18 protein-coding genes are annotated in these 20,545 nt (G+C 72.3%); 7 read left to right on the forward strand and 11 right to left on the reverse strand.

What is annotated here, in order from left to right; genetic code table 11:
* Positions 1 to 9 precede the first annotated feature (9 nt).
* From OG332_RS22120 to OG332_RS22160, 9 genes are all read right to left on the reverse strand, one after another.
* The gene (locus tag OG332_RS22120) at positions 10 to 1,110 is read right to left on the reverse strand and encodes a potassium channel family protein (RefSeq protein WP_327415089.1); all 1,101 of its coding nucleotides are present in this window, start codon (positions 1,108 to 1,110) and stop codon (positions 10 to 12) included.
* Positions 1,098 to 2,393: a molybdopterin molybdotransferase MoeA gene (locus OG332_RS22125; RefSeq protein WP_327415090.1), complete on the reverse strand. Its 1,296-nt coding sequence runs from the start codon at positions 2,391 to 2,393 to the stop codon at positions 1,098 to 1,100. Before OG332_RS22125 ends, OG332_RS22120 begins: the two co-directional genes overlap by 13 nt.
* Positions 2,390 to 3,280, reverse strand: a complete 891-nt coding sequence (locus tag OG332_RS22130) for an NTP transferase domain-containing protein (protein WP_327415091.1) — start codon at positions 3,278 to 3,280, stop codon at positions 2,390 to 2,392. Before OG332_RS22130 ends, OG332_RS22125 begins: the two co-directional genes overlap by 4 nt.
* Positions 3,281 to 3,404: 124 nt before the next feature.
* Complete coding sequence (locus OG332_RS22135) at positions 3,405 to 3,944, reverse strand: bacterial proteasome activator family protein (RefSeq protein ID WP_327415092.1); 540 nt, start codon at positions 3,942 to 3,944, stop codon at positions 3,405 to 3,407.
* A gap of 82 nt (positions 3,945 to 4,026) precedes the next feature.
* Positions 4,027 to 6,786 carry an ABC transporter permease gene (locus OG332_RS22140; RefSeq protein WP_327419340.1) on the reverse strand — a complete coding sequence of 920 codons (2,760 nt, stop codon included), beginning with the start codon at positions 6,784 to 6,786 and terminating at the stop codon, positions 4,027 to 4,029.
* 101 nt (positions 6,787 to 6,887) lie between these two features.
* Positions 6,888 to 7,640, reverse strand: a complete 753-nt coding sequence (locus OG332_RS22145; protein WP_327415093.1) for an ABC transporter ATP-binding protein — start codon at positions 7,638 to 7,640, stop codon at positions 6,888 to 6,890.
* Between the two features lie 25 nt (positions 7,641 to 7,665).
* Entirely contained in the window at positions 7,666 to 8,319 is a 654-nt protein-coding gene (locus OG332_RS22150; protein ID WP_327415094.1) for a PadR family transcriptional regulator, read from the reverse strand.
* 84 nt (positions 8,320 to 8,403) lie between these two features.
* On the reverse strand, positions 8,404 to 8,889 hold the full coding sequence (locus OG332_RS22155; RefSeq protein ID WP_327415095.1) for a hypothetical protein: 486 nt from the start codon (positions 8,887 to 8,889) through the stop codon (positions 8,404 to 8,406).
* A gap of 208 nt (positions 8,890 to 9,097) precedes the next feature.
* Positions 9,098 to 10,765, reverse strand: coding sequence for a protein kinase domain-containing protein (locus OG332_RS22160; RefSeq protein ID WP_327415096.1), 1,668 nt, complete (start codon positions 10,763 to 10,765; stop codon positions 9,098 to 9,100).
* Between the two features lie 230 nt (positions 10,766 to 10,995).
* Between OG332_RS22160 and OG332_RS22165 the strand changes: the two genes are divergently transcribed.
* Complete coding sequence (locus OG332_RS22165) at positions 10,996 to 12,564, forward strand: protein kinase domain-containing protein (protein WP_327415097.1); 1,569 nt, start codon at positions 10,996 to 10,998, stop codon at positions 12,562 to 12,564.
* A 76-nt stretch (positions 12,565 to 12,640) separates the two neighbouring features.
* Here OG332_RS22165 and OG332_RS22170 read toward each other — a convergent pair whose 3' ends face one another.
* Positions 12,641 to 13,057: a pyridoxamine 5'-phosphate oxidase family protein gene (locus OG332_RS22170; RefSeq protein WP_327415098.1), complete on the reverse strand. Its 417-nt coding sequence runs from the start codon at positions 13,055 to 13,057 to the stop codon at positions 12,641 to 12,643.
* A gap of 173 nt (positions 13,058 to 13,230) precedes the next feature.
* Positions 13,231 to 13,890 (reverse strand): response regulator transcription factor, encoded by a 660-nt coding sequence (locus tag OG332_RS22175; protein WP_327415099.1) that lies wholly within the window; start codon positions 13,888 to 13,890, stop codon positions 13,231 to 13,233.
* Positions 13,891 to 14,214: 324 nt separating this feature from the next.
* Here OG332_RS22175 and pdhA point away from each other — a divergent pair, with 324 nt between their 5' ends.
* The 6 genes from pdhA to OG332_RS22205 all read left to right on the forward strand — a co-directional run bounded on the left by pdhA (position 14,215) and on the right by OG332_RS22205 (position 20,341).
* Entirely contained in the window at positions 14,215 to 15,426 is a 1,212-nt protein-coding gene (gene pdhA / locus OG332_RS22180) for a pyruvate dehydrogenase (acetyl-transferring) E1 component subunit alpha (protein ID WP_327415100.1), read from the forward strand.
* On the forward strand, positions 15,426 to 16,406 hold the full coding sequence (locus OG332_RS22185; protein ID WP_327415101.1) for an alpha-ketoacid dehydrogenase subunit beta: 981 nt from the start codon (positions 15,426 to 15,428) through the stop codon (positions 16,404 to 16,406). The genes pdhA and OG332_RS22185 overlap by 1 nt, the downstream gene beginning before the upstream one ends.
* A 12-nt stretch (positions 16,407 to 16,418) precedes the next feature.
* Positions 16,419 to 17,846 carry a dihydrolipoamide acetyltransferase family protein gene (locus OG332_RS22190; protein ID WP_327415102.1) on the forward strand — a complete coding sequence of 476 codons (1,428 nt, stop codon included), beginning with the start codon at positions 16,419 to 16,421 and terminating at the stop codon, positions 17,844 to 17,846.
* 223 nt (positions 17,847 to 18,069) lie between these two features.
* Positions 18,070 to 19,008 carry a GNAT family N-acetyltransferase gene (locus tag OG332_RS22195; protein WP_327415103.1) on the forward strand — a complete coding sequence of 313 codons (939 nt, stop codon included), beginning with the start codon at positions 18,070 to 18,072 and terminating at the stop codon, positions 19,006 to 19,008.
* A gap of 49 nt (positions 19,009 to 19,057) precedes the next feature.
* Positions 19,058 to 19,453: an SseB family protein gene (locus OG332_RS22200; RefSeq protein ID WP_327415104.1), complete on the forward strand. Its 396-nt coding sequence runs from the start codon at positions 19,058 to 19,060 to the stop codon at positions 19,451 to 19,453.
* Positions 19,454 to 19,615: 162 nt separating this feature from the next.
* The gene (locus tag OG332_RS22205; RefSeq protein WP_327415105.1) at positions 19,616 to 20,341 is read left to right on the forward strand and encodes a hypothetical protein; all 726 of its coding nucleotides are present in this window, start codon (positions 19,616 to 19,618) and stop codon (positions 20,339 to 20,341) included.
* Positions 20,342 to 20,545: the final 204 nt, after the last annotated feature.

Below are 20,545 nucleotides of genomic sequence, written 5' to 3' on the forward strand. Positions count from 1 at the left end.
AACTCGTCCTTACCCGGCAGCGGCCCGTGTCATGGGGGGCGAGAACGGCGGCGTCGCCCGGACGATGGTGATGAGACGGTCCGTCAGCTGGATCGGGCTCGCGTGCGGATCGTCGTAGGCGAGCAGCCGGTGCCCGCGCAGCACGTTCACCACCAGGTCGTCGGTGTCCCGTACCGACTTGCCGACCTCGGACTTGCGGGCGGGCCGTTCGATCAGGTCGAGGCCGCTGCCCTGCTGGATCAGGTCCTCCATCACGGCACCCGCGCTCGGGCTGAGCACCGAGAGGCCCAGCAGCCGGCCGGCCGCGCTCGCGCTCGTGATGACGGCGTCGGCGCCGGACTGGCGCAGCAGCGGGGCGTTCTCCTCCTCGCGCACCGCCGCGACGATCTTCGCCCCGCGGTTGAGCTGCCGGGCCGTCAGCGTGACCAGGACCGCCGTGTCGTCCCGCTGGGTGGCGATGACGATCTGACGGGCCTTCTGCAACTCGGCGCGCAGCAGCACCTCGGAGCGGGTGGCGTCGCCGACCACACCGGTGAACCCCTCCGCGTTGGCCGTGTCGATCACCTTGGCGCTCGGATCGACGATGACGACCTGCTCCTTGGAAAGGCCGGTGGCCAGCAGCGTCTGCAGGGCCGAGCGGCCCTTGGTGCCGAAGCCGACGACGACCGTGTGCTCACGCAAGCTCTTCCTCCAGCGCTTCAGCCGCCACTCTTCCCGCGTCCGTTCCGTCAGGACTTCCAGGGTGGTGCCGACCAGGATGATCAGGAACAGCACCCGCAGCGGCGTGATCAGCAGGATGTTGATCAGCCGCGCGCTGTCGCTGTACGGGACGATGTCGCCGTAACCGGTCGTCGACAGCGTCACGGTGGCGTAGTAGAAGCAGTCGAGGAGGTCGACCTGCTCGTTGGCGTTGTCGTGGTAGCCGTCGCGGTCCAGCCACACGATGAAGACCGTCAGGAAGAGCACGGAGAGGGCCATCAGCAGGCGCTTGGTGACCTGCCTGAGCGGCTGTTCGACGATGCGCTTGGGCAGTTTGATGCGCCGCGAGACGAGCTTCTCGTCGGCTTCGCGGGCCATCGCGTCCTGACCGTGAAGTTTCACGTGAAACATCCTCCGGAAGCCCACGGCAGATCGAGGATCTCCAGGTCCTGCCCGGAGCGCGCGCCCTTCGGCGGTACGACGGCCAGCGCGTCGGCGGCGGCCACCCCGCGCAGCATCGCGGGGCCGTGGTAGCGCAGCGGCACCGCGTGCTCGTCGCTCAGCAGGACCGGGACCAGCCGCGTGTCGTACGGGTGGCCCGGTACGTCGCCCTGGACCGGCGCCGTGTAGCGGGGGCGGTTGCGACGGCCGGCGAGGGCGCGCAGCAGGGGCTCGGCGAGGGTCAGCAGCCCGGAGACGGCGGCCAGGGGGTTCCCGGGCAGCCCGACCAGGTGCCGCCCGTCGGCCCGGTCGCCGAGGCGGGCCAGCAGCATCGGGTGCCCGGGGCGTACCGCCACCCCGTCGACCAGCAGCTCGGCGCCCGCCTTCCGCAGGACGGGGTGGACGTGGTCGACGGGCCCGGAAGCGGTGCCGCCGGTGGTCACCAGCACGTCGGCGGTGGAGGTGGTGACGGCCTCCAGCAGGGCCGCGGCCCCCGCGGGATCGTCGCCGAGCCTTCGCGTGCCGATGACCTCGGCGCCCAGCCGGGCGAGCCAGGGGCCGAGCATCGGGCTGAGGGCGTCGCGGATCAGCCCGTCGTGCGGGCGGCCCTCGGTGAGCAGTTCGTCGCCGAGGACCAGGACCTCCACGCGGGGCCGGGGCCGGGTGGTCAGCTCGTCGTACCCGGCGGCCGCGGCGAGCCCGAGGACGGCCGGGGTGACCAGGGAACCGGCGGGCAGCAGCAGGTCTCCGGAGCGGCACTCCTGGCCGCGCGGGCGGATGTCCTGGCCGGTGAGGACGGGCCGGTCCGGGAAGAGCTGGGTGCCGGCTTCGCGACTGTGCTCGCTGCGGATGACGGCGGTGGTGTCGGCGGGGATCCGGGCGCCCGTGGCGATCCGTACGGCCTCGCCGTCCGCGAGGGGCTCGGGCCGGTCGGAACCGGCCAGGACCCCGGCGCCCGTACGGACGCTCCAGGGGCCGGGACCGGCGACGGCCCAGCCGTCCATGGCGGAGGTGTCGAAGGACGGCAGGTCGGTCAGCGCGTCCAGGGGCGCGGCCAGGACCTCGCCGAGGGCGTCGGCGAGCGGAACCCGGTGCGTACGGGCCCGCACCCCGGCCCCGGCGTGGACGGCGGCCTCCCGGGCGCGCGGCCAGGAGATCGCCCGGTGCCCGCCCGCCCCGCCGCCCTCGGGGGCGCGACTGACCAGGGCCAGGGCCTCGTCGAGGGCCTCTTCGGCGGAGTTCGCGGGGGTCATCCGGAGCCGTTCTGTTCGGCGGCGGCGTCGCCGCCTGCGCCGGTACCCGCGTCGGCCTCGGCCTCGGCCGCCCAGCGCAGCGCCAGGTCGGCGGCCTTGCGGGAGGCTTCGGCGACGGCCTGGGCGGGGTCGGCGCCGGTGGTGGCGGCTTGGGCGGCCGCGTAACCGACCAGGAAGGTGGTCAGGGGGGCGGCGGGCCGGGCGACACCGTGGGCGGCGTCCCTGGCGAGATCGAGCAGGGTCTTGACGTCGACGTCGAGGTCGAGGCCCAGCTCGTTCTTGGCGGCGGTGATCCATTGGTCCAGCACGGTTCCATGCTCCCTGATCCGGGCGCGGGCGGCGGCGAGATCGTCCCAGGTGTCGCAGTCGAAGGAGGCGAGTGGCTGCGCCGTGACGCGGGCGAGGTCCAGTTCGGAGGTGAGCGCGCGCAGCGGGAGCCCCGTCAGGCCGCCGTGCTCGGTGGCCAGCAGGGCGATCTCGCGGCGCAGGGGCTCGGCGCGGTAGGCGGCGACCAGCGGCTGGTCCCGGCCGTCGGGGTCGCGCAGCATCGCGCCGTCCGGGCCGGGCGCGTCGAGCAGGGCCCGTACGGTCTCCCGGTCCAGGAACGGCAGGTCCGCGGAGAGTACGAGGACCAGCTCGGCGGTGGTCCCGCGCAGCCCGGCGTCCAGCGCGGCCACGGGGCCGCCGCCGGGCGGGTCCTCCCGGGTCCAGCGGACCGGGCGTGCGGTGGGTCGGCGGCCGCCGACCACGACCGTGGTGCGGGCGTCGGGGCAGGCGTCGAGGACGCGGTCGAGGAGGGCGCGGCCGCCGACGCTCAGCGCGGGCTTGTCCGCCCCGCCGAGTCGCTGCGCGGCGCCGCCGGCCAGCACGATCGCGTCGTAGCTCATGCCCCAGAGTATGCGTCGACCATGTCCCCTGAGGGGAGCCGCACTTACTCCGGGCTTATCCGGCGGGCCTGAAAGAGAAGCGGGTCCGGATGCGTGGTGCATCCGGACCCGCCTTGTCTGCGAACTACAGGTACGGGCCCGAGCGGATTGCGCCGTGGCCGCCGTCATCGTCGTCGTCGTGGGGGCCGCCCGGCGGGAGGGCGCGCCGCATCTGCTCCAGCTGGGCCCGCGCCGCCATCTGCTGCGCGAACAGAGCCGTCTGGATGCCGTGGAAGAGGCCCTCCAGCCATCCCACCAACTGTGCCTGCGCGATGCGCAGTTCGGCCTCGGAAGGAATGGCCTCCTCGGTGAACGGGAGGGACAGGCGCTCCAGTTCCTCCACGAGCTCCGGGGCCAGACCGTCCTCCAGCTCCTTCACCGAGGCGGCATGGATGTCCTTGAGCCGGACCCGGCTCGCCTCGTCGAGAGGCGCGGCGCGTACCTCTTCCAGGAGTTGCTTGATCATGCTGCCGATCCGCATGACCTTGGCGGGCTGTTCGACCATCTCCGTCACCGGGACCTCGCGCGACTCGTCATCGGCGTCGCCGACCGCCGTCCCGTCCTGTCCCACGATCAGGACGTGCGGGGGGTTGTCCTGCGACCGTTCACTCCTCGGCATCTCCATGCCGTCATTCTCTCGCACACCTTCGTTCTCACACGGTGTGCCCCCGTACAGTCGTGATCCACCCTGTACGGGGGCACCGGGATTACCCCGCGGTCCGGCGGGCCAGGGCGCCGGTGGAGCGGGTGACCAGCGCCGCGAGCAGGGCCGCGCCCAGCGGGACCACGACGATCAGCTGGGCAAGGGTCTCCCACGGCACGGAGATCGGCACGTAGGGCACGGCCTCCGTCGTCGAGATGTAGCCCCTGTTGAGGGAGTGCTGGTAGAGCGCGTCCAGTTCCCGTCGCTGCACCATGCGCAGGCCGACCGCGGGCAGGATCCCGGCCGCCGAGCCCAGGACGACGCCCATCAGGGCGACCACCCCGCACTGGAAGCCGCTCAGCGTTCGCCGCACCCGCGGCGCCGCGCCCACGGCCGCCAGGGTCTTCAGATCGGCCTCGGCGTCGGCCTGGGCGAGCCCGGTGGCGATGCCGGCCGCGCCGATGGTGACCAGGCCGGCGAAGACGGTCAGGGCGAGCAGGCCCAGGCTGTCGTTGCCCTGGTAGCCCTCTTCGATGCGCATGGTGGCCTCCACGCCCATCTGGTCGATCTCCCCGGCGATCTTCTGCCGCTGCTCGCTGCTCGCCGTCCCGTCGAGGGTGAAGTACGAACCGGACGGCGCGGTGGTCAGCCCGGCGGCCTTGGCCGCGGCGGGCGGCAGGACCAGTTCGATGCCCCAGCCGTCGGCGGTCTCGGGTGCCAGGTGGACGGGCAGGATCTTGTCCTCACCGGCCGGATCCTCGCCGAGCGCGGAGTGGGTGCTGGCGCCCTCCTTGACGATGACCACCCGGAGGTTGATCCTGCCGTCCTTGACCTGGCGCCTGTCGAAGGAGACGGCGCGGCCCTCCTTGAGGGCGGCCACGGAGCCCGGGTCGGTGACCGCCAGCACGCTCAGCAGCTTCTCGTCGGCGACGACCAGCGTGCTCTGCATCCCGCGCTTGCTCTTTGCGCAGCGCCAGTCCTGGCGCAGTACCCGGGCCTGCTCGTCGGTGAAGGCTTGAGGTCCTCCGGGGGTGTCGTAGAGCGGGCAGCGCTGGTCCTTGGGTCTGATGATCTCGACGCGGCCGCAGCCGGGTTCCCTGGAGTACGGCTCGCAGCCCGGCATGCCGACGACGAGGCGGTCGAAGTCCGCCCGGACCGCCACGGGAAGGTCCTTGGAGAGGGCCTCGCGCAGGGCCGGCACCTCCTTGTGGGCGCTGCTCTCACTCGCCTGCAGCAGCCCGGTGCCGTGCGGCAGGTCGGCGGAGTACTCGTGCCGCATCTGCAGGTCCCGGCTGTGTTCGTACGTGGCCACCGCGACGGTGCCGGCGACGGCGGCCAGGACCGCGGCCACGGCGGGCGCCGTACGCCCCCGGTTGCGGACGGCGTCGCGCAGCGCGAGCCGCGGCGACAGCGGCAGCCAGCGTCCGAGCCGGCCGAACAGGCCCACCAGGACCGGGGTGAGGGCGACGATGCCGAGTTCGGCGAGGGCGCTGCCGCCCGCGACGACGGTGGAGCCCATCTTCGACGCGGTGCCGTACAGGGCGATCACGGCGCCGCCGGCGACGGCGAGCAGGCCGACGATCGGCAGCACCCGGTTGGCGCGGCGCACCCCGCGGCGGCCGGTCAGCGAGGCCAGCACGGTCTGCCGGGACGCGGTGACTGCGGGGACGATCGCGGACAGCAGGCCGGTCACCACGGCGAGCAGGGCGATGCCGGCCAGTTCCAGCGGGCGGAAGTCGAGGCCGCCGAAGCGGACGCCGAGCTGGTCCTCCAGCACGGGGCGGAGCGCGATGGTGAGTGCCGCGCCGACGACGGTGCCGATGACGGCGGACACGGCGCCGATGACCAGGCCGCCGGAGAGCACGATGGAGCGGATGTGGCGCCGGTCGCCGCCATTGGCGCCGACCAGGCCGAGCTGGCGGCGCGAGCGCCGGGCGCCGACCGCGAAGGCCGGTCCGGCGAGCAGGCAGATCTCCAGCATGGCGAGGCCCACGACGGTGGCGAGGACGGCCATTTCGGAGGCGCTGCCCGCGTCCTGCTCGTACTGCTCCTTGGGTTCCTGCTGGTAGAGCGGCACGTCGGCATCGACGGGCGGGTTCAGGTGGACGGCGCGGGAGACGACCACCAGGGACTTGGTGTTGGCCGCCTTGACCATGTTCCACGTGAAACCATCGCCGCCGACCTTGACCAGGTAGCTGACGTTGGGCCGGAGCCCGAAGGCGCCGGAGGATTCGAGCGCCCGGTCGAGCGGGGCGATCAGGGTTCCCGGCGGGGCGAGGATCTCGTCCTTGCCGAGCTTGCTCGGAAGCTCGTACGCCCCGACGATCTTGTACGAGGTGGTCGCGCCGCGCGGGGTGACCGCAGAGCCGACGAACAGGCCGGAGTGCTTCAGGAAGGCGGTGGTGGCGACGACCTCGCCGGCGCGCTCGGGCAGCCGGCCGCGGTCGAGCGTGAAGATGCCGTCCACCAGCGGGCTCTGCGTGTCGAGTTCGCGCAGATCGGTGCCGAGCAGCCCGTGCTTGGTGCGGACCTTGCCGTAGCCCACGGAGTCCTTGATGACCTGGGTCCCGGCCGGGAGCACGGAGGTGTCCAGCTCCTCCGGGGGCTCCTGCGACATCGCCGCACCGTCGACCTTCTCGAAGCCGCCGACGGGTGCGTAGTTGGAGCCGTTGGGCAGCTGGTAGATCGGCATGTTCATGCGCGAGTAGTGCACCTGGGCGTCGGCGGTCCCGAGCTGGCGCGAGAGGGTCTGCTCGGGAGAGAGCTCGGCGCTGCGCAGGGTGAGGTCGGCGGCGCTCACGCCGATGATCGGCAGGGCGATCATCGCGAGGACCAGGGAGCTGCGGCCCTTGGCGCGCCAGGCGTCGCGGCGGGCGATGCGCAGGGCCGCGACCCACGCGTGGTACCGGCCTTGGAGCGAGAAGGTCACCGGCCGGCCGCCTGCCCGGAGAGGAGCGAGTCGGGCCGGCTGCGCAGGGTCTCGTCGACCACGCTGCCGTCGCGCAGGAAGATCACGCGGTCGGCCCAGGCGGCGAACCGGGGCTCGTGCGTGACGAGGATCCCGGCCGCGCCCGCGTCGCAGCGGGAGCGCAGCAGGGAGAGGACGGACTCGCCGGTCTCGGAGTCGAGGGCGCCGGTGGGCTCGTCGGCGAGGACCAGGCGGCGGTCGCCCACGAGGGCGCGGGCGATGGCCACGCGCTGCTGCTGGCCGCCGGACATCTCGTCGGGGAAGCGGTCGGCGAGTGCGCCGAGGCCTATCTCCTCCAGCGCGGCGAGCGCGGACACCCGCGCCTTGCGGGCGGAGGTCCCGTCGAGTTCCCGGGGCAGGGCCACGTTCTCGGCGGCGGTGAGGGCCGGGATCAGGTTGTAGTCCTGGAATACGTACCCGATGCTGCGGCGGCGCAGGGCGGCCAGCTGCTTGCGGCTCGCCGTGGTGATGTCGGTGCCCTCGACCATGACCCGGCCGCTGCTCGGGGTGTCGAGGCCGCCCGCGAGGGTCAGCAGCGTGGACTTGCCGGAGCCGGACGGGCCCATGACGGCCACGAGTTCGCCAGGGTGGACCGAGAGGTTGATCCCGCGCAGGGCGTGCACCTCGGTGGCGCCGCTGCCGTGGGTGCGGACGAGCTGGTCCAACTGCAGTACGGGCTGCTGGGGCTGGGGCTGGGGCTGATCAGGCATGAAGGGTCCCCCCTGGGACGGTGGTTCAGCCTCGCCGCGTACGGGCGGTACGGGGCCGGGCGGTGGTGGTCGGGGCCGAGGTCTCGGCAGTGGCGGCCTGGGGCGGTTCGGGTTCGCCGGCCCTCCGGTCGGCCGGCAGGGAGAGCCGTACGAGCCGGGCTTCGCAGTGGTCGAGCCAGCGGGCCTCGGCCTCGGTCTGGAAGATCAGCTGTTCCAGGACGAGCAGCCAGGCCACGTCGTCGCGTTCGCGGGACTGCCCGCTCTCGACCGCGGCGAGTGCCGTGGCCTTGAGCCGGGTGTAGTCCTGCATCGCCTTGATCGTGGCGTGGCGCTGGGACTGGATGACGGCGCGGATGTCCACTCCGGACGCGCCCACGGCCATCGCGAGCTTGATGGAGAGCTCGTCGCGGGGCGGGTTGGCCCGGTCGACGGGACGCTCGTACCACTCGCGCAGCTCGGTGCGCCCGGTGTCGGTGATGGCGTACAGGGTGTGCCCGGCGCTGTCCTCGCCGTCGGGGGCGACGAGACCGTCGCGTTCGAGGCGGGCGAGGGTGGTGTACACCTGCCCGACGTTGAGCGGCCAGGTGGAGCCGGTGCGGGATTCGAACTCGGTGCGCAGCTGGGAGCCGTACCGAGGACCCCGTTCCAGCAGGGCGAGAAGCCCGTGACGGATCGACATACCGAGTATGTATACCGAGTATGTTCACTCTCGGCAACCATCCTCAGGCGCACGCCGCAAGGGGGATCCCCGCGCGGTGTTCGGCTAGATGCTCCGGCGCAGGCGCACGCCGAGGTAGCCCAGACCCAGTCCCATCAGGGCGAATCCGGTGCCGAGGGGCAGTATGTGCGCGGCCAGGTCGGCGGCCCGGTCGTTCGGTTCGGTGCCGAGCGCGGTGACCCTTCCGGGCGGGCTCGGCGCCACGACCGGCGGTGGCGGGGTCGGTGACGGAACCGGGGGTGTGGGCCGGGTCTGCGGGCGGACCGGCAGCGGCCGGGCGGCCACGACCAGCTCCGGGTTGGCGGGCTCGCCGGCCGGGCGGCCGGGCCGCTCCCGCCCGACTCCGGCGGCGCTGCCGGCGAGCTCCCGGTAGCCGTCGTTCGACGGGGTGGGTGAGGCGGGTGAGGTGCGCGAGGCGGAGCCGGAGGCCAGGGCGAAGGGGCCCGCGTACGCGGAGGCGGCGGGGGCGAGCGCGGCGGCGACTAGGGCGGCACAGGCCAGCCAGCGGGGCGGACGGAATCCTTGGATCACGGGGAGCCCCTCCCGTCCCGAGCGGCCGAGACGCTCGCTCGGCGTCAGAGATATGCGCTCAGATTTACATAGCGGGGCAAAACTGGCATCCCGGGCGCCCCATCAGGGTGCCCGGGATGCGGGTGTGCCGTGAAGCGCCTCTGCTGCGGACCACTCCGAAGCACTCGGAAGCGCTCCGGATTGCGCCGAATCGCCGCATGGCCGGGGACTACTCCGGATTGCCGGTCGACACGGTCAGCGTCCACTCCGTGCCTTCCTTGTTGATCTTTTCGCCGACGGCCGGCGACTGGACCAGCACGGTGTCCTTGCCGTAGACCGCCTCGTCCTTCCATTCGATGGTGTACTTGCCGCCCGCAGCCTGGATGCACTCCTTCACGGAGAGCAGGTTCTTGTACTTGAGGTCCGGCGCCGAGTACTTGCCGGCCTCGCTGTAGTGCTTCACCGGCTCCGAGCACTTCTTCGGGTCGATCGTGCGTGTGGTGTCGGGCCCCTTGAACCCGGGTTTGGCCGAGGCGGAGGCGGAGGCGCCCGTGGAGCTCCCCGGGTTCGCCGTGGGGTCCCCCTTGTCCTCGTCGCCGTTCATCGCGATCGCCGCGATCAGACCGCCGATGGCCAGCAGCGCCACCGCGATCGCGCCCGCGACCACCGGCACGTTCCGCTTGCCGGCGCCGGCCGCCCCGGACTGGCTCGCCGTGCTCGCCGGGGAGATCGTGTACGGCGGCGGGGTCTGCGGCGCGTACTGCTGCGGCGGGGGCGTGTGCGGGTAGGCGTAGCCGCCCTGGGCGTGCGCCTGCGGGGCCGGCGTCGGCGCGTACGGGGCGGGCGTCGGGGTGTGCGGAGCCTGGTACGGCTGCTGCACCGACTGCGGCGGCGCCTGGAACCCGGAGTCCACCGGCGGGAACACGGCCGAGCTCACGCCCGCACCGCTGCTCAGCGGCCCCTGGCCCTGCACGATGACCGGTGCCCCGGTCTGCCCGGAGCCCAGCACGCGCGCCACCTCGTCGCCCATGGCCGCGGCCGTGGGGAAGCGCTCGTTCGGGTTCTTCTTCAGGGCCCGCGCCACCAGCGCGTCCATCGCCGGGGTCAGCGACCGGTTGACGGAGGACGGGGCGACCGGCTCCTCCTGCACGTGGGCGTACGCGATGGCCAGCGGCGAGTCCGCGTCGAAGGGGATCCGCCCGGTCAGCAGCTGGAACAGCATGATGCCGACCGAGTACAGGTCGGAGCGGGCGTCGACCCCGCGCCCCAGCGCCTGCTCGGGCGAGAGGTACTGCGGGGTGCCGACGACCATGCCGGTCTGCGTCATCGAGGTGACCCCCGACTGCATGGCGCGGGCGATGCCGAAGTCCATCACCTTGACCACGCCGCGCTTGTTCACCATGACGTTGCCGGGCTTGATGTCGCGGTGGACGAGCCCCATCTCGTGGCTGGTCTCCAGGGCGGCCAGCACATCGGCCGTCACCTTCAGGGCCTTGTCCGCCGGCATGGCCCCGTACTGGCGGATGTCCGCCTCCAGAACCGAGCCGAGGGGCCGGCCTTCCACGTATTCCATGACGATGTAGGGCATCACGGCGCCGTCGCCCGCGCCGGAGCCGCCGAACGTCACTTCGCCTTCACCGGTGTCGAATACCGAGACGATGTTCGTGTGCGACAGTTTCGCTACAGCCTGGGCCTCGCGGCGGAACCGCTCGCGGAAGGACTGCTCGCGGCCGAGGTCGCTGTGCAGGGTCTTGATGGCGACCTGCCGGTCGAGCGCCGAGTCGTACGCCAGGTACACGGAGGCCATGCCGCCCGCGCCCAGCAAGTCCCTTAGCTGGTAACGGCCACCGGCCAGAGAGCCGCCCGCGTACTGGCCCTGAGTGCCGTCCTGGCTCATGACTGTTGCTTCCCCTCGGGATGTGTCCCTACGCCGTTGGCCGGGCGCATATGGCGCCCAGTCTGCCCGAGGGCAAGCACACGTCAAGCCAGGTGCCCGTTCCGTGACCACATGGGCACAGGGTGGTCTTGTCCGAACGGTGACCGGTTCCGAGGCTGTAGCGTTCGTCGGAGCACCATGGCAGAGGACTACCGCTGAGCGGCGGCCGAGAGAGACGACGGCGAGGACTGATGGCACCCGAACCCGAGGGAAACGGCGCCGGGATGACCGATGGTCCTGAGCACTGGGGCGCAGGCGGCCTGGTGGGAGACGGCCGTTACCGGCTGACGCACCGGCTGGGCCGGGGCGGCATGGCCGAGGTCTTCGCGGCCGAGGACGTACGGCTGGGCCGTACCGTCGCCGTGAAGCTGCTGCGCGCCGACCTGGCCGAGGACCCGGTGTCCAAGGCCCGCTTCACCCGCGAGGCACAGTCCGTCGCCGGGCTCAACCACCACGCCGTCGTCGCCGTGTACGACTCGGGCGAGGACCGGGTCGGCCCCAACACCGTCCCGTACATCGTGATGGAGCTGGTCGAGGGCCGCACCATCCGCGACCTGCTGGTCAGCGCCGAGGCGCCGGGCCCCGAGCAGGCGCTCATCATCACCTCGGGCGTGCTCGAAGCCCTCGCGTACTCGCACCAGCACGGCATCGTGCACCGCGACATCAAGCCGGCGAACGTCATCATCACCGACGCCGGCGCGGTGAAGGTGATGGACTTCGGCATCGCCCGCGCCCTGCACGGCGTCCAGTCGACGATGACCCAGACCGGCATGGTCATGGGCACCCCGCAGTACCTGTCGCCCGAGCAGGCCCTCGGCAAGGCCGTGGACCACCGCTCCGACCTGTACGCGACCGGCTGTCTCCTCTACGAACTGCTCGCGCTACGGCCCCCGTTCACCGGCGAGACCCCGCTGTCGGTGGTCTACCAGCACGTCCAGGACGTGCCCGTGCCGCCCTCGCAGCTGCCGGAGGGCCACCACATCCCGCAGGAGCTCGACGGGCTCGTCATGCGCTCCCTCGCCAAGGACCCGGACGACCGGTTCCAGAGCGCCGAGGAGATGCGCGGGCTGGTCCAGTACGCGCTGCGGATGCTGCACGACCAGGGGCCGAACACCGGCACCTGGAACACCGGTCCGGTCACCATGGCCCTGCCGCATGACCGTGGTGGAGCCAGCGCCACCACGGTCATGCCGGTGGCCGGGACCGGCGGGCAGCAGCCGTACCCCTCGCACGCCTCGACCTCGCAGTTCCAGCAGCCGATGGTGCCGCCGCTGAACCCGGACGACGGTTCGGCGTTCCCCGGCGGCCGCGGTCCCGGCGGCTACGACGGCTACGACGACCGCGGCGGCAGCGGCAGCCGCTGGAAGATGTGGCTGTTCGCGGTGCTCGCGATCGTCGCGATCGCGGGCGGCGTGGCCTTCGCCGTCAACAGCGTGGGCGGCAAGAGCGACGAGAAGCCGACGCCGGGCACCAAGCAGAGCTCCAGCGCCGCGCCGAGCGCGTCCAAGTCCCCGGACGCCCAGCCTTCGCACCAGACCGCGGACAACCCGACCCCGACCACCGAAACCCAGCCCACGGCGACCCGCTCCCGGACGCAGACCTTCAGCCCGTCGCCGTCGGCTTCGGCCTCGGCTTCCGCCTCCGCGTCCGCGTCGGCGTCCAAGAGCACGTCGGCGTCCCCCACGCCGTCGAAGTCACCGACGGCTACGGCTACGGCGACGAAGCCCGTGGAGCCGCCGGGCCCGAACTCCCAGGAGTGACGTACGAGGACGGGCCCGGCGGAATCAATTCCGCCGGGCCCGTTCCCCTTTCCGCGTACGGGCTGGTCAGAGGTGCTCAGAGCGCGTGCTGGCACTGCCGTTCCGGATTCCCGGCGAGCGCGTGCACGGTGACGAACTGGGGTTCGATGTGTAGGTAGACGGGGTCGAAGAGGGCGCCGTCCACGAAATGCGGACCCGGACCGAATAGTTCCAGTTCTGCGGTGGTCGGCTCGACGAGCTGCGCCGTTCCGGTGAACTGCACCGACCAGAGCCGGGGGTCCCCGGAATGGAAGTTGTCCGCCCCGTAGGCCACCACGCTGCCGTTGCACGCCCGGTGGTAGCCGAAACCGGAGTGCATTCTCAGGACGACCCTGCCGTCCACCACGACGTGGCGGGCGAGGGCGAGGAACGGCAGCGCGCGCATGCTGGTGGCCACTCGGCCGTACGGCACCCGCCGCAGGAGTTCGATGGCGTGGAGTTCCTCGGGGGACATGCCGTCCACTGTCCGCCACCGGCATCCCACCGGGAAAGAGGAGCCCGCCCCGATGATCGGGGACGTTGGTCCCGAATGGCACGGCGCGCACCGGGGAACCACGCGGCGACGGGGTGTCACGGCCCGTGACGGAGGGCTCCCGGAGCGGCCCGCGCCCGGGGCGGCGGGGCCGGCTAGCGCCTCTCGGCCTGCAGGCGGGCCACGTAGGCGGCGGCCTGGGAGCGGCGCTCCATGCCCAGCTTGGACAGCAGGCTGGAAACGTAGTTCTTGATGGTCTTCTCGGCCAGGTGCAGCCGCTCGCCGATGACGCGGTTGGTCAGGCCCTCGCCGATCAGGTCGAGGATCTTCCGCTCCTGCTCGGTGAGGTGGGAGAGCCGGTCGTCGCGCTTGCCGTTCTTGCCGTCCCGCAGCCGCTCCAGCACGCGGGCGGTGGCGACCGGGTCCAGCAGGGACTTGCCGGCGGCGACATCGCGCACCGCGCTGAGCAGCTCATTGCCGCGGATCGCCTTGAGCACGTAGCCGGAGGCGCCGGCCATGATCGCGTCGAACAGCGCCTCGTCGTCGGCGAAGGAGGTCAGCATCAGGCACTTGACGTCCTCGTCCTGGGAGCGCACCTCGCGGCACACCTCCACACCGCTGCCGTCGGGCAGCCGGACGTCGAGGACCGCCACGTCGGGGCGGGTGGCGGGAATGCGGACCAGGGCATCCGCGGCCGTACCGGCCTCGCCGACGATCTCGATGTCCTCTTCGACCGACAAGAGCTCGTGGACGCCCCGACGTACCACTTCGTGGTCGTCCAGGAGGAATACCTTGATTTTTCCGTCTTCGCGCACGAAGTCAGTTTCACACACTCACCCCTTCCCTGCCGGAGTTACCCGGGATAACGTGCCGTTGTTCCCGGCCCCTGCAAGGCTGTGACCAGTGGTTGTTCCCGCTGCCGCGGATTTACTTGGAAATCCAAGCAAAAACGCAGGTCAAACGGGGTTTCGCAGTTATGCGGCGCACTGGGTAACGTGCATTGCGCAGGGCACTCGCCGGGGCACCTGTCACGCCTGAATCCCGAACGCGACGCACACACCCCGTGCGCTCGTTACGGATGCAGGTGAGCCGCACTGGACCCCGGAGAACCCGGGTGCCGGACCGACGGAGGAGCACACGTGACCGTGGAGAGCACTGCCGCGCGCAAGCCGCGACGCAGCAGCGGCACCAAGCGGGCGGCAGGCGCGGCGAGCGCCGCCAAGCCCGCCGCCGCTGCCACCGCGCAGACGCAGGACGCCGTACCTCAGCTCGTACAGATGCTGACGCCCGAAGGGGACCGGGTGGAAAACGCGGACAACGCGGAATTCGCCCCCTTCGTCGCCGACATCACCACCGAGGACCTGCGCGGGCTGTACCGCGACATGGTCATGACCCGCCGCTTCGACGGTGAGGCGACCGCCCTGCAGCGCCAGGGAGAGCTGGGCCTGTGGGCCTCGCTCCTCGGCCAGGAGGCCGCGCAGATCGGCTCCGGCCGGGCCCTGAACGACGAGGACTACGTCTTCCCGACCTACCGCGAGCACGGCGTCGCCTGGTGCCGCGGCGTCGACCCGACCAACCTGCTCGGGATGTTCCGCGGCGTGAACCACGGCGGCTGGGACCCGAACACCAACAACTTCCACCTCTACACGATCGTCATCGGCTCGCAGACGCTCCACGCGACCGGTTACGCGATGGGCGTGGCCAAGGACGGCGCGGACGCGGCCGTCATCGCCTACTTCGGCGACGGCGCCTCCAGCCAGGGCGACGTGATGGAGGCCTTCAACTTCTCCGCCGTCTACAACTCCCCCGTGGTGTTCTTCTGCCAGAACAACCAGTGGGCGATCTCCGAGCCGACCGAGCGCCAGATGCGCGTGCCGCTCTACCAGCGCGCGCAGGGCTTCGGCTTCCCGGGCGTCCGCGTCGACGGCAACGACGTGCTGGCCTGCCTGGCCGTGACCCGCTGGGCCCTGGACCGGGCGCGCCGCGGCGAGGGCCCGACGCTGATCGAGGCGTTCACGTACCGCATGGGCGCGCACACCACCTCCGACGACCCGACGAAGTACCGTCGGGACGAGGAGACGGCGGCCTGGGAGTCCAAGGACCCGATCCTGCGCCTGAAGGCCCACCTGCTGGCCACGGGCGGCGCCGACGAGGCGTACTTCGCCGAGCTGGAGGCCGAGAGCGAGGCCATGGGCAAGCGCGTGCGCGAGGCCGTGCGCTCCATGCCCGACCCGGACACCATGGCGATCTTCGAGAACGTCTACGCGGACGGGCACGCGCTCGTCGACGAGGAGCGCGCGCAGTTCGCCGCCTACCTCGCGTCCTTCGAGGCGACCGAGGAGGGTCACTGATGGCTGCCCTGAAGATGTCGATCGCGAAGGCGCTCAACGAGTCGCTGCGCAAGGCCCTGGAGCAGGACCCGAAGGTCCTGATCATGGGTGAGGACGTCGGCAAGCTGGGCGGTGTCTTCCGGATCACCGACGGCCTGCAGAAGGACTTCGGCGAGGAGCGGGTCATCGACACCCCGCTCGCCGAGTCGGGCATCGTCGGCACCGCCATCGGCCTGGCCCTGCGCGGGTACCGGCCGGTCGTGGAGATCCAGTTCGACGGTTTCGTCTTCCCCGCGTACGACCAGATCGTCACGCAGCTCGCGAAGATGCACGCGCGCTCCCTGGGCAAGATCAAGATGCCGGTCGTCATCCGCATCCCGTACGCGGGCGGCATCGGCGCGGTCGAGCACCACAGCGAGTCCCCGGAGGCGCTCTTCGCGCACGTCCCGGGCCTCAAGGTGGTCTCCCCGTCGAACGCGAGCGACGCGTACTGGATGCTCCAGCAGGCGATCCTCAGCGACGACCCGGTGATCTTCTTCGAGCCGAAGCGGCGCTACTGGGACAAGGGCGACGTCGACGTCGACGCCATCCCCTACCCGCTGCACAAGGCGCGCGTGGCCCGCGAGGGCTCGGACATCACCCTGGCCGCCTACGGCCCGATGGTGAAGGTCTGCCTGGAGGCGGCGGCCGCGGCCGCCGAGGAGGGCAAGTCGGTGGAGGTCGTCGACCTGCGCTCGATGTCCCCGGTCGACTTCGACGGTCTGCAGGCCTCGGTCGAGAAGACCCGCCGGCTGGTCGTCGTGCACGAGGCCCCGGTCTTCCTGGGCGTCGGCTCGGAGATCGCCGCTCGCATCACGGAGCGGTGCTTCTACCACCTGGAGGCGCCGGTGCTGCGCGTGGGCGGATTCCACGCCCCGTACCCGCCGGCCCGCCTGGAGGACGAGTACCTGCCGGGCCTGGACCGGGTGCTCGACGCCGTCGACCGCTCGCTGGCGTACTGAGGAGCCACGTTCATGACGATCCGCGAATTCAAGATGCCCGACGTGGGCGAGGGCCTCACCGAGGCCGAGATCCTCAAGTGGTACGTCCAGCCGGGTGACACGGTCACCGACGGTCAGGTCGTCTGCGAGGTCGAGACGGCCAAGGCCGCCGTGGAACTGCCGATCCCGTTCGACGGTGTCGTGCACGCGCTCCTCTTCGAGGAGGGCACCACGGTCGACGTCGGCCAGGTCATCATCTCGGTGCAGACGGAGGACGGCGCCGCTGCGGAGGCCCCGGTGCAGGAGGCGGCCCCGGCCGTCGCCGCAGCCGTCCCCGCACCCGTCGCCACCGAGCCGGAGGAGCCGGCCGCCGCGGCCCGCCAGCCCGTCCTGGTCGGCTACGGGGTCTCCACCGCCTCCACGAAGCGCCGCCCGCGCAAGGCGGCCGTCGGTGCACCCGCGCAGAACGGCACCGCTCCGGCGGCGCCGGCCGCTCCGGCCGCGCCGGTGCTCCCCGCGGTCCCGGCGCAGCCGACCGGCGAGCGGCCGCTGGCCAAGCCGCCGGTGCGCAAGCTCGCCAAGGACCTCGGCATCGACCTGTCCTCGGTGGTCCCCACCGGTGACGGCGGGGTCGTGACCCGGGAGGACGTCCACGCGGCGGCCGCCGCGGCGATCGCCCCGCAGGCTGCGCCCGCCGAGGTCCCGGTGGCGGCTCCGGCGGCGGCTCAGGCCGTCCAGGCGGCCGAGGTACCGGCCTCCGCGCGGGAGACCCGCATCCCGGTCAAGGGCGTCCGCAAGGTCAGCGCCCAGGCCATGGTCGGCTCGGCCTTCACCGCACCGCACGTCACCGAGTTCATCACGCTCGACGTGACCCGCACGATGAAGCTGATCCAGGAGCTCAAGGACGACCCGGACCTCGCGGGGCTGCGCGTCAACCCGCTGCTCCTCATCGCGAAGGCCGTCCTGGTGGCCATCCGCCGCAACCCGGACGTCAACGCGTCCTGGGACGAGGCGGCCCAGGAGATCGTGCTCAAGCACTACGTGAACCTGGGCATCGCGGCGGCCACCCCCCGCGGGCTGATCGTCCCGAACATCAAGGACGCCCACACCAAGACGCTCGGCGAGCTGTCGACGGCCCTGTCCGAGCTGGTCGCCACGGCCCGCGACGGCAAGACGTCCCCGGCCGACATGCAGAACGGCACCCTCACCATCACCAACGTCGGCGTCTTCGGCGTCGACACCGGTACGCCCATCCTGAACCCGGGCGAGTCCGCGATCCTCGCGATCGGCGCGATCAAGCTCCAGCCGTGGGTCCACAAGGGCAAGGTGAAGCCGCGCCAGGTCACGACCCTGGCGCTGTCGTTCGACCACCGTCTCATCGACGGCGAGCTCGGCTCCCGCTTCCTGGCCGACATCGCGGCGGTCCTGGAACACCCCCGCCGCCTGATCACCTGGGCGTAGCGGCACGCACCACGCCCCACCCGATGGCCGGTCTCCCCGAGGAGGCCGGCCATCGGCCGTTGTCGGTGCGCGCACGCGGGACGCGATGCCCGGCGCCCGACAACGCGGGCGATCTCCACGGCCGCATGACCCGGAGACCGGCGAGATCGTGGACACCGGCACCCGGCGCTGATCCGCAGGAAACCCCTGGCCGGGGGATTCGGACCCGTGTGATCATCGCCGGATGTTCTTTCGCGCTGCCACCGCAGACCCCGCAGACCTGGACCGCGCCGTCGCCTACCCGGCCGACGGTCCCGTCCCCGCCCTGACCGCCGACAAGATCCGGGAGGAGCTGGCCGGGAACCGGTTGCGGCCCGAGTGGACCTGGTTCGCCGAGGACGAGGACGGGGAGATCCTGGCCCGCGCCCTGTGGTGGGGCCGTTCCGACAGCGGGCAGCCCATCGCGCTCGACTGCCTGCAGGTACGGGCCTGCGTGGCCGACCCGGCCGCCGTGGCCGCCGGGCTGCTCGCGGCCGGGCACGCCGCCTTCGGCAAGCCGCCGGTCTACAACATCTCCCTGCCCCGCGGCTGGCGCGAGGACCCGGAGACGGCCGCCGCGGTCGCCTGGCGCCAGGAGGCCGCGTACAGGACCGGCCTGACGCGCGAGATCGAGCGGCTGCGCTACGAGTGGACCCCGGCCGCCGGGACGCCCGAGCCCACCGGACGGATCGTCTTCCGCGACGGCACCGACGAGGAGTTCCTGGACGCCTTCACCCGGCTGTCCGCCGGCAGCCTCGACCTGCACACGCAGACCGAGCTCCAGTCGATGGACGCGGAACAACTGGCCCGCGAGGACGTCGAGTTCTACCTCGACTGCCCCGGCGAGCGCTCCTGGTGGCGCCTCGCCCACCTCCCGGACGGCACGCTCGCCGGCATGGCCATCCCGTCGGCCACCCCGTACCACCGCAACGTCGGCTACCTGGGCGTCGTACCGGAACAGCGCGGCCGGGGCCTGATCGACGAGATCCTGGGCGAGATCACCCGCTTCCACGCCGCCGAAGGTGCCGAGCGCATCACCGCGACCACCGACACCGTCAACACCCCGATGGCCGCCGCCTTCGACCGCGCGGGCTACGAGGTCACCGAGATCCGGCTGGTGTGGGAGGAACCGTCCGGGGTCTGAGGGACGTTTCTCCTTTCGGGCCACCGCTCGCACGGGAGGGGAAACGGCCATGGAACTGACCGAGGAAATCTCCGCGTACCGCGACGGCAGAGGAGAACCAGGCCGCCTGGTGGGTGAGTTCAGGCGTGCGGTGCTGCTCGCACCGCTGACGGACGGGGCCGACGGAGGTCTGATGTCCGTCGTCCAGGGCGGTGTCCGCTGGCTGTACGCGTTCACGGACGAGGCGGCCCTCGCCCGTTTCGCGCAGGCGCGCGGAGCCGGGGACCGGGAGTGGGAGTACCTCTCCGTCCTCGGCGCGCGTTTGGTCGACGCGATCGTCCCGATGGTCGACGGTCCCGCGGGGGTCGCGGTGAACGTGGCCGACGAGGACGGCTCGATGCTCTTCCCGCCGGTCGTGGGCATCGTGCCCGAGGCCTGCGCCGTCGACCGTACGGACGCCGTCTGATGGCGGGCGACGGGGACCTGGAGGTCTCGCCCGCAGCGGTCGCCGGCATCCGGAAGGGGCTGCGCGGTGCCAGAGGTACCTGCGGGGCCGGCGAAGTGGCGGACCCCGAAGGACGACGAAGTGAATGAGTAGCCGCAGCGGTACCCCCCCCCCCGCAATCCCGTGCCCGACTGGCCGGGCTACCGCGCCGAGCCGTCCTACGACCCCGGCCAGAGCCGGGTCTACCCGGCCCCGGTGCCGGCGGAGCTGCGGGCGCTCGGCAACGACGTCCGGGCCGCCGACTGGCCGGTGCGGCTCGCCTTCCGCAGCTCCCGGACCGCGCTGCTCGACACGCTCTGCCGCTGGCAGACCCTGCGCGCGCTGGCGTACGTGCACCTGCTGGCCGCCCGCACGGGGGACGACCGCCTGCCGGTCGACCTGAGGGTGGTGCCCGGCCCGGAGGCGGCCGGCGATCCGGGCCTGCCCGAGCTGCTGGCGAGGCTGGAGCAGGCCGCAGCCGGCCTCCCGGCGGACCTGCTGGACGCGGTCGTCTGCGACAGCGGCGGGCTGCTCGCCGACAACCGGTTCGCGGCATCGGTGCTGGCCGCCGGGCTCACCGCCGATTCCCGGCCGGGGCACCCGGACGAGGCGGTCTCCCGCGCCGTGGTGCTCACCAGCTACTGGTACGAGGTCCCCGGGCTGCGCGGCGCGCTGGCCCTGGCGTGGAGCGCGAACCTGTTCGTCCGCTCCTGGCTGGGGTGGTCCCAGCGGTTCGTGTACGGCGACCCGGCGGGAGGCATCGGGGTCACCTCCGACCCCCGCCCGCCCCGGCCGGCGGCGTCCGTCCTCCCGAAGTGGGCGGCGCCCCTGCTGGACCGCATCGAGCCGGGTCCGGGGGCAGCCTCGTGACCCGGGCCCGCGTGTACCTGCAGGGCTCGATCTGACCGGGGACGCGAGCGGCGAAGGCCTCGCGCGCGCCGCCTTCGGGCCCCTCGGCGGGATCGTCGAGTGCGGGGCGACCCTCGCCGGGCTGCCGGCAGGGGAGTTCGTCGTACGCCACGCGGCCCGGCTGGAGCGGATCCTGGCCGGGATCCGGGACCTGGGCGGCTTCGC

This window comes from Streptomyces sp. NBC_01233 (assembly GCF_035989305.1).
Taxonomy (GTDB): domain Bacteria; phylum Actinomycetota; class Actinomycetes; order Streptomycetales; family Streptomycetaceae; genus Streptomyces.

What these genes read in the sequence shown, in the direction of transcription:
- OG332_RS22120 (WP_327415089.1), bottom strand. Translation starts at nt 1,110, where the DNA reads ATGTTTCACGTGAAACTTCACGGTCAGGACGCGATGGCCCGCGAAGCC.
- OG332_RS22125 (WP_327415090.1), bottom strand. Translation starts at nt 2,393, where the DNA reads ATGACCCCCGCGAACTCCGCCGAAGAGGCCCTCGACGAGGCCCTGGCC.
- OG332_RS22130 (WP_327415091.1), bottom strand. Translation starts at nt 3,280, where the DNA reads ATGAGCTACGACGCGATCGTGCTGGCCGGCGGCGCCGCGCAGCGACTC.
- OG332_RS22135 (WP_327415092.1), bottom strand. Translation starts at nt 3,944, where the DNA reads ATGGAGATGCCGAGGAGTGAACGGTCGCAGGACAACCCCCCGCACGTC.
- OG332_RS22140 (WP_327419340.1), bottom strand. Translation starts at nt 6,786, where the DNA reads ATGATCGCCCTGCCGATCATCGGCGTGAGCGCCGCCGACCTCACCCTG.
- OG332_RS22145 (WP_327415093.1), bottom strand. Translation starts at nt 7,640, where the DNA reads ATGCCTGATCAGCCCCAGCCCCAGCCCCAGCAGCCCGTACTGCAGTTG.
- OG332_RS22150 (WP_327415094.1), bottom strand. Translation starts at nt 8,319, where the DNA reads ATGTCGATCCGTCACGGGCTTCTCGCCCTGCTGGAACGGGGTCCTCGG.
- OG332_RS22160 (WP_327415096.1), bottom strand. Translation starts at nt 10,765, where the DNA reads ATGAGCCAGGACGGCACTCAGGGCCAGTACGCGGGCGGCTCTCTGGCC.
- OG332_RS22165 (WP_327415097.1), top strand. Translation starts at nt 10,996, where the DNA reads ATGGCACCCGAACCCGAGGGAAACGGCGCCGGGATGACCGATGGTCCT.
- OG332_RS22170 (WP_327415098.1), bottom strand. Translation starts at nt 13,057, where the DNA reads ATGTCCCCCGAGGAACTCCACGCCATCGAACTCCTGCGGCGGGTGCCG.
- OG332_RS22185 (WP_327415101.1), top strand. Translation starts at nt 15,426, where the DNA reads ATGGCTGCCCTGAAGATGTCGATCGCGAAGGCGCTCAACGAGTCGCTG.
- OG332_RS22190 (WP_327415102.1), top strand. Translation starts at nt 16,419, where the DNA reads ATGACGATCCGCGAATTCAAGATGCCCGACGTGGGCGAGGGCCTCACC.
- OG332_RS22195 (WP_327415103.1), top strand. Translation starts at nt 18,070, where the DNA reads ATGTTCTTTCGCGCTGCCACCGCAGACCCCGCAGACCTGGACCGCGCC.
- OG332_RS22200 (WP_327415104.1), top strand. Translation starts at nt 19,058, where the DNA reads ATGGAACTGACCGAGGAAATCTCCGCGTACCGCGACGGCAGAGGAGAA.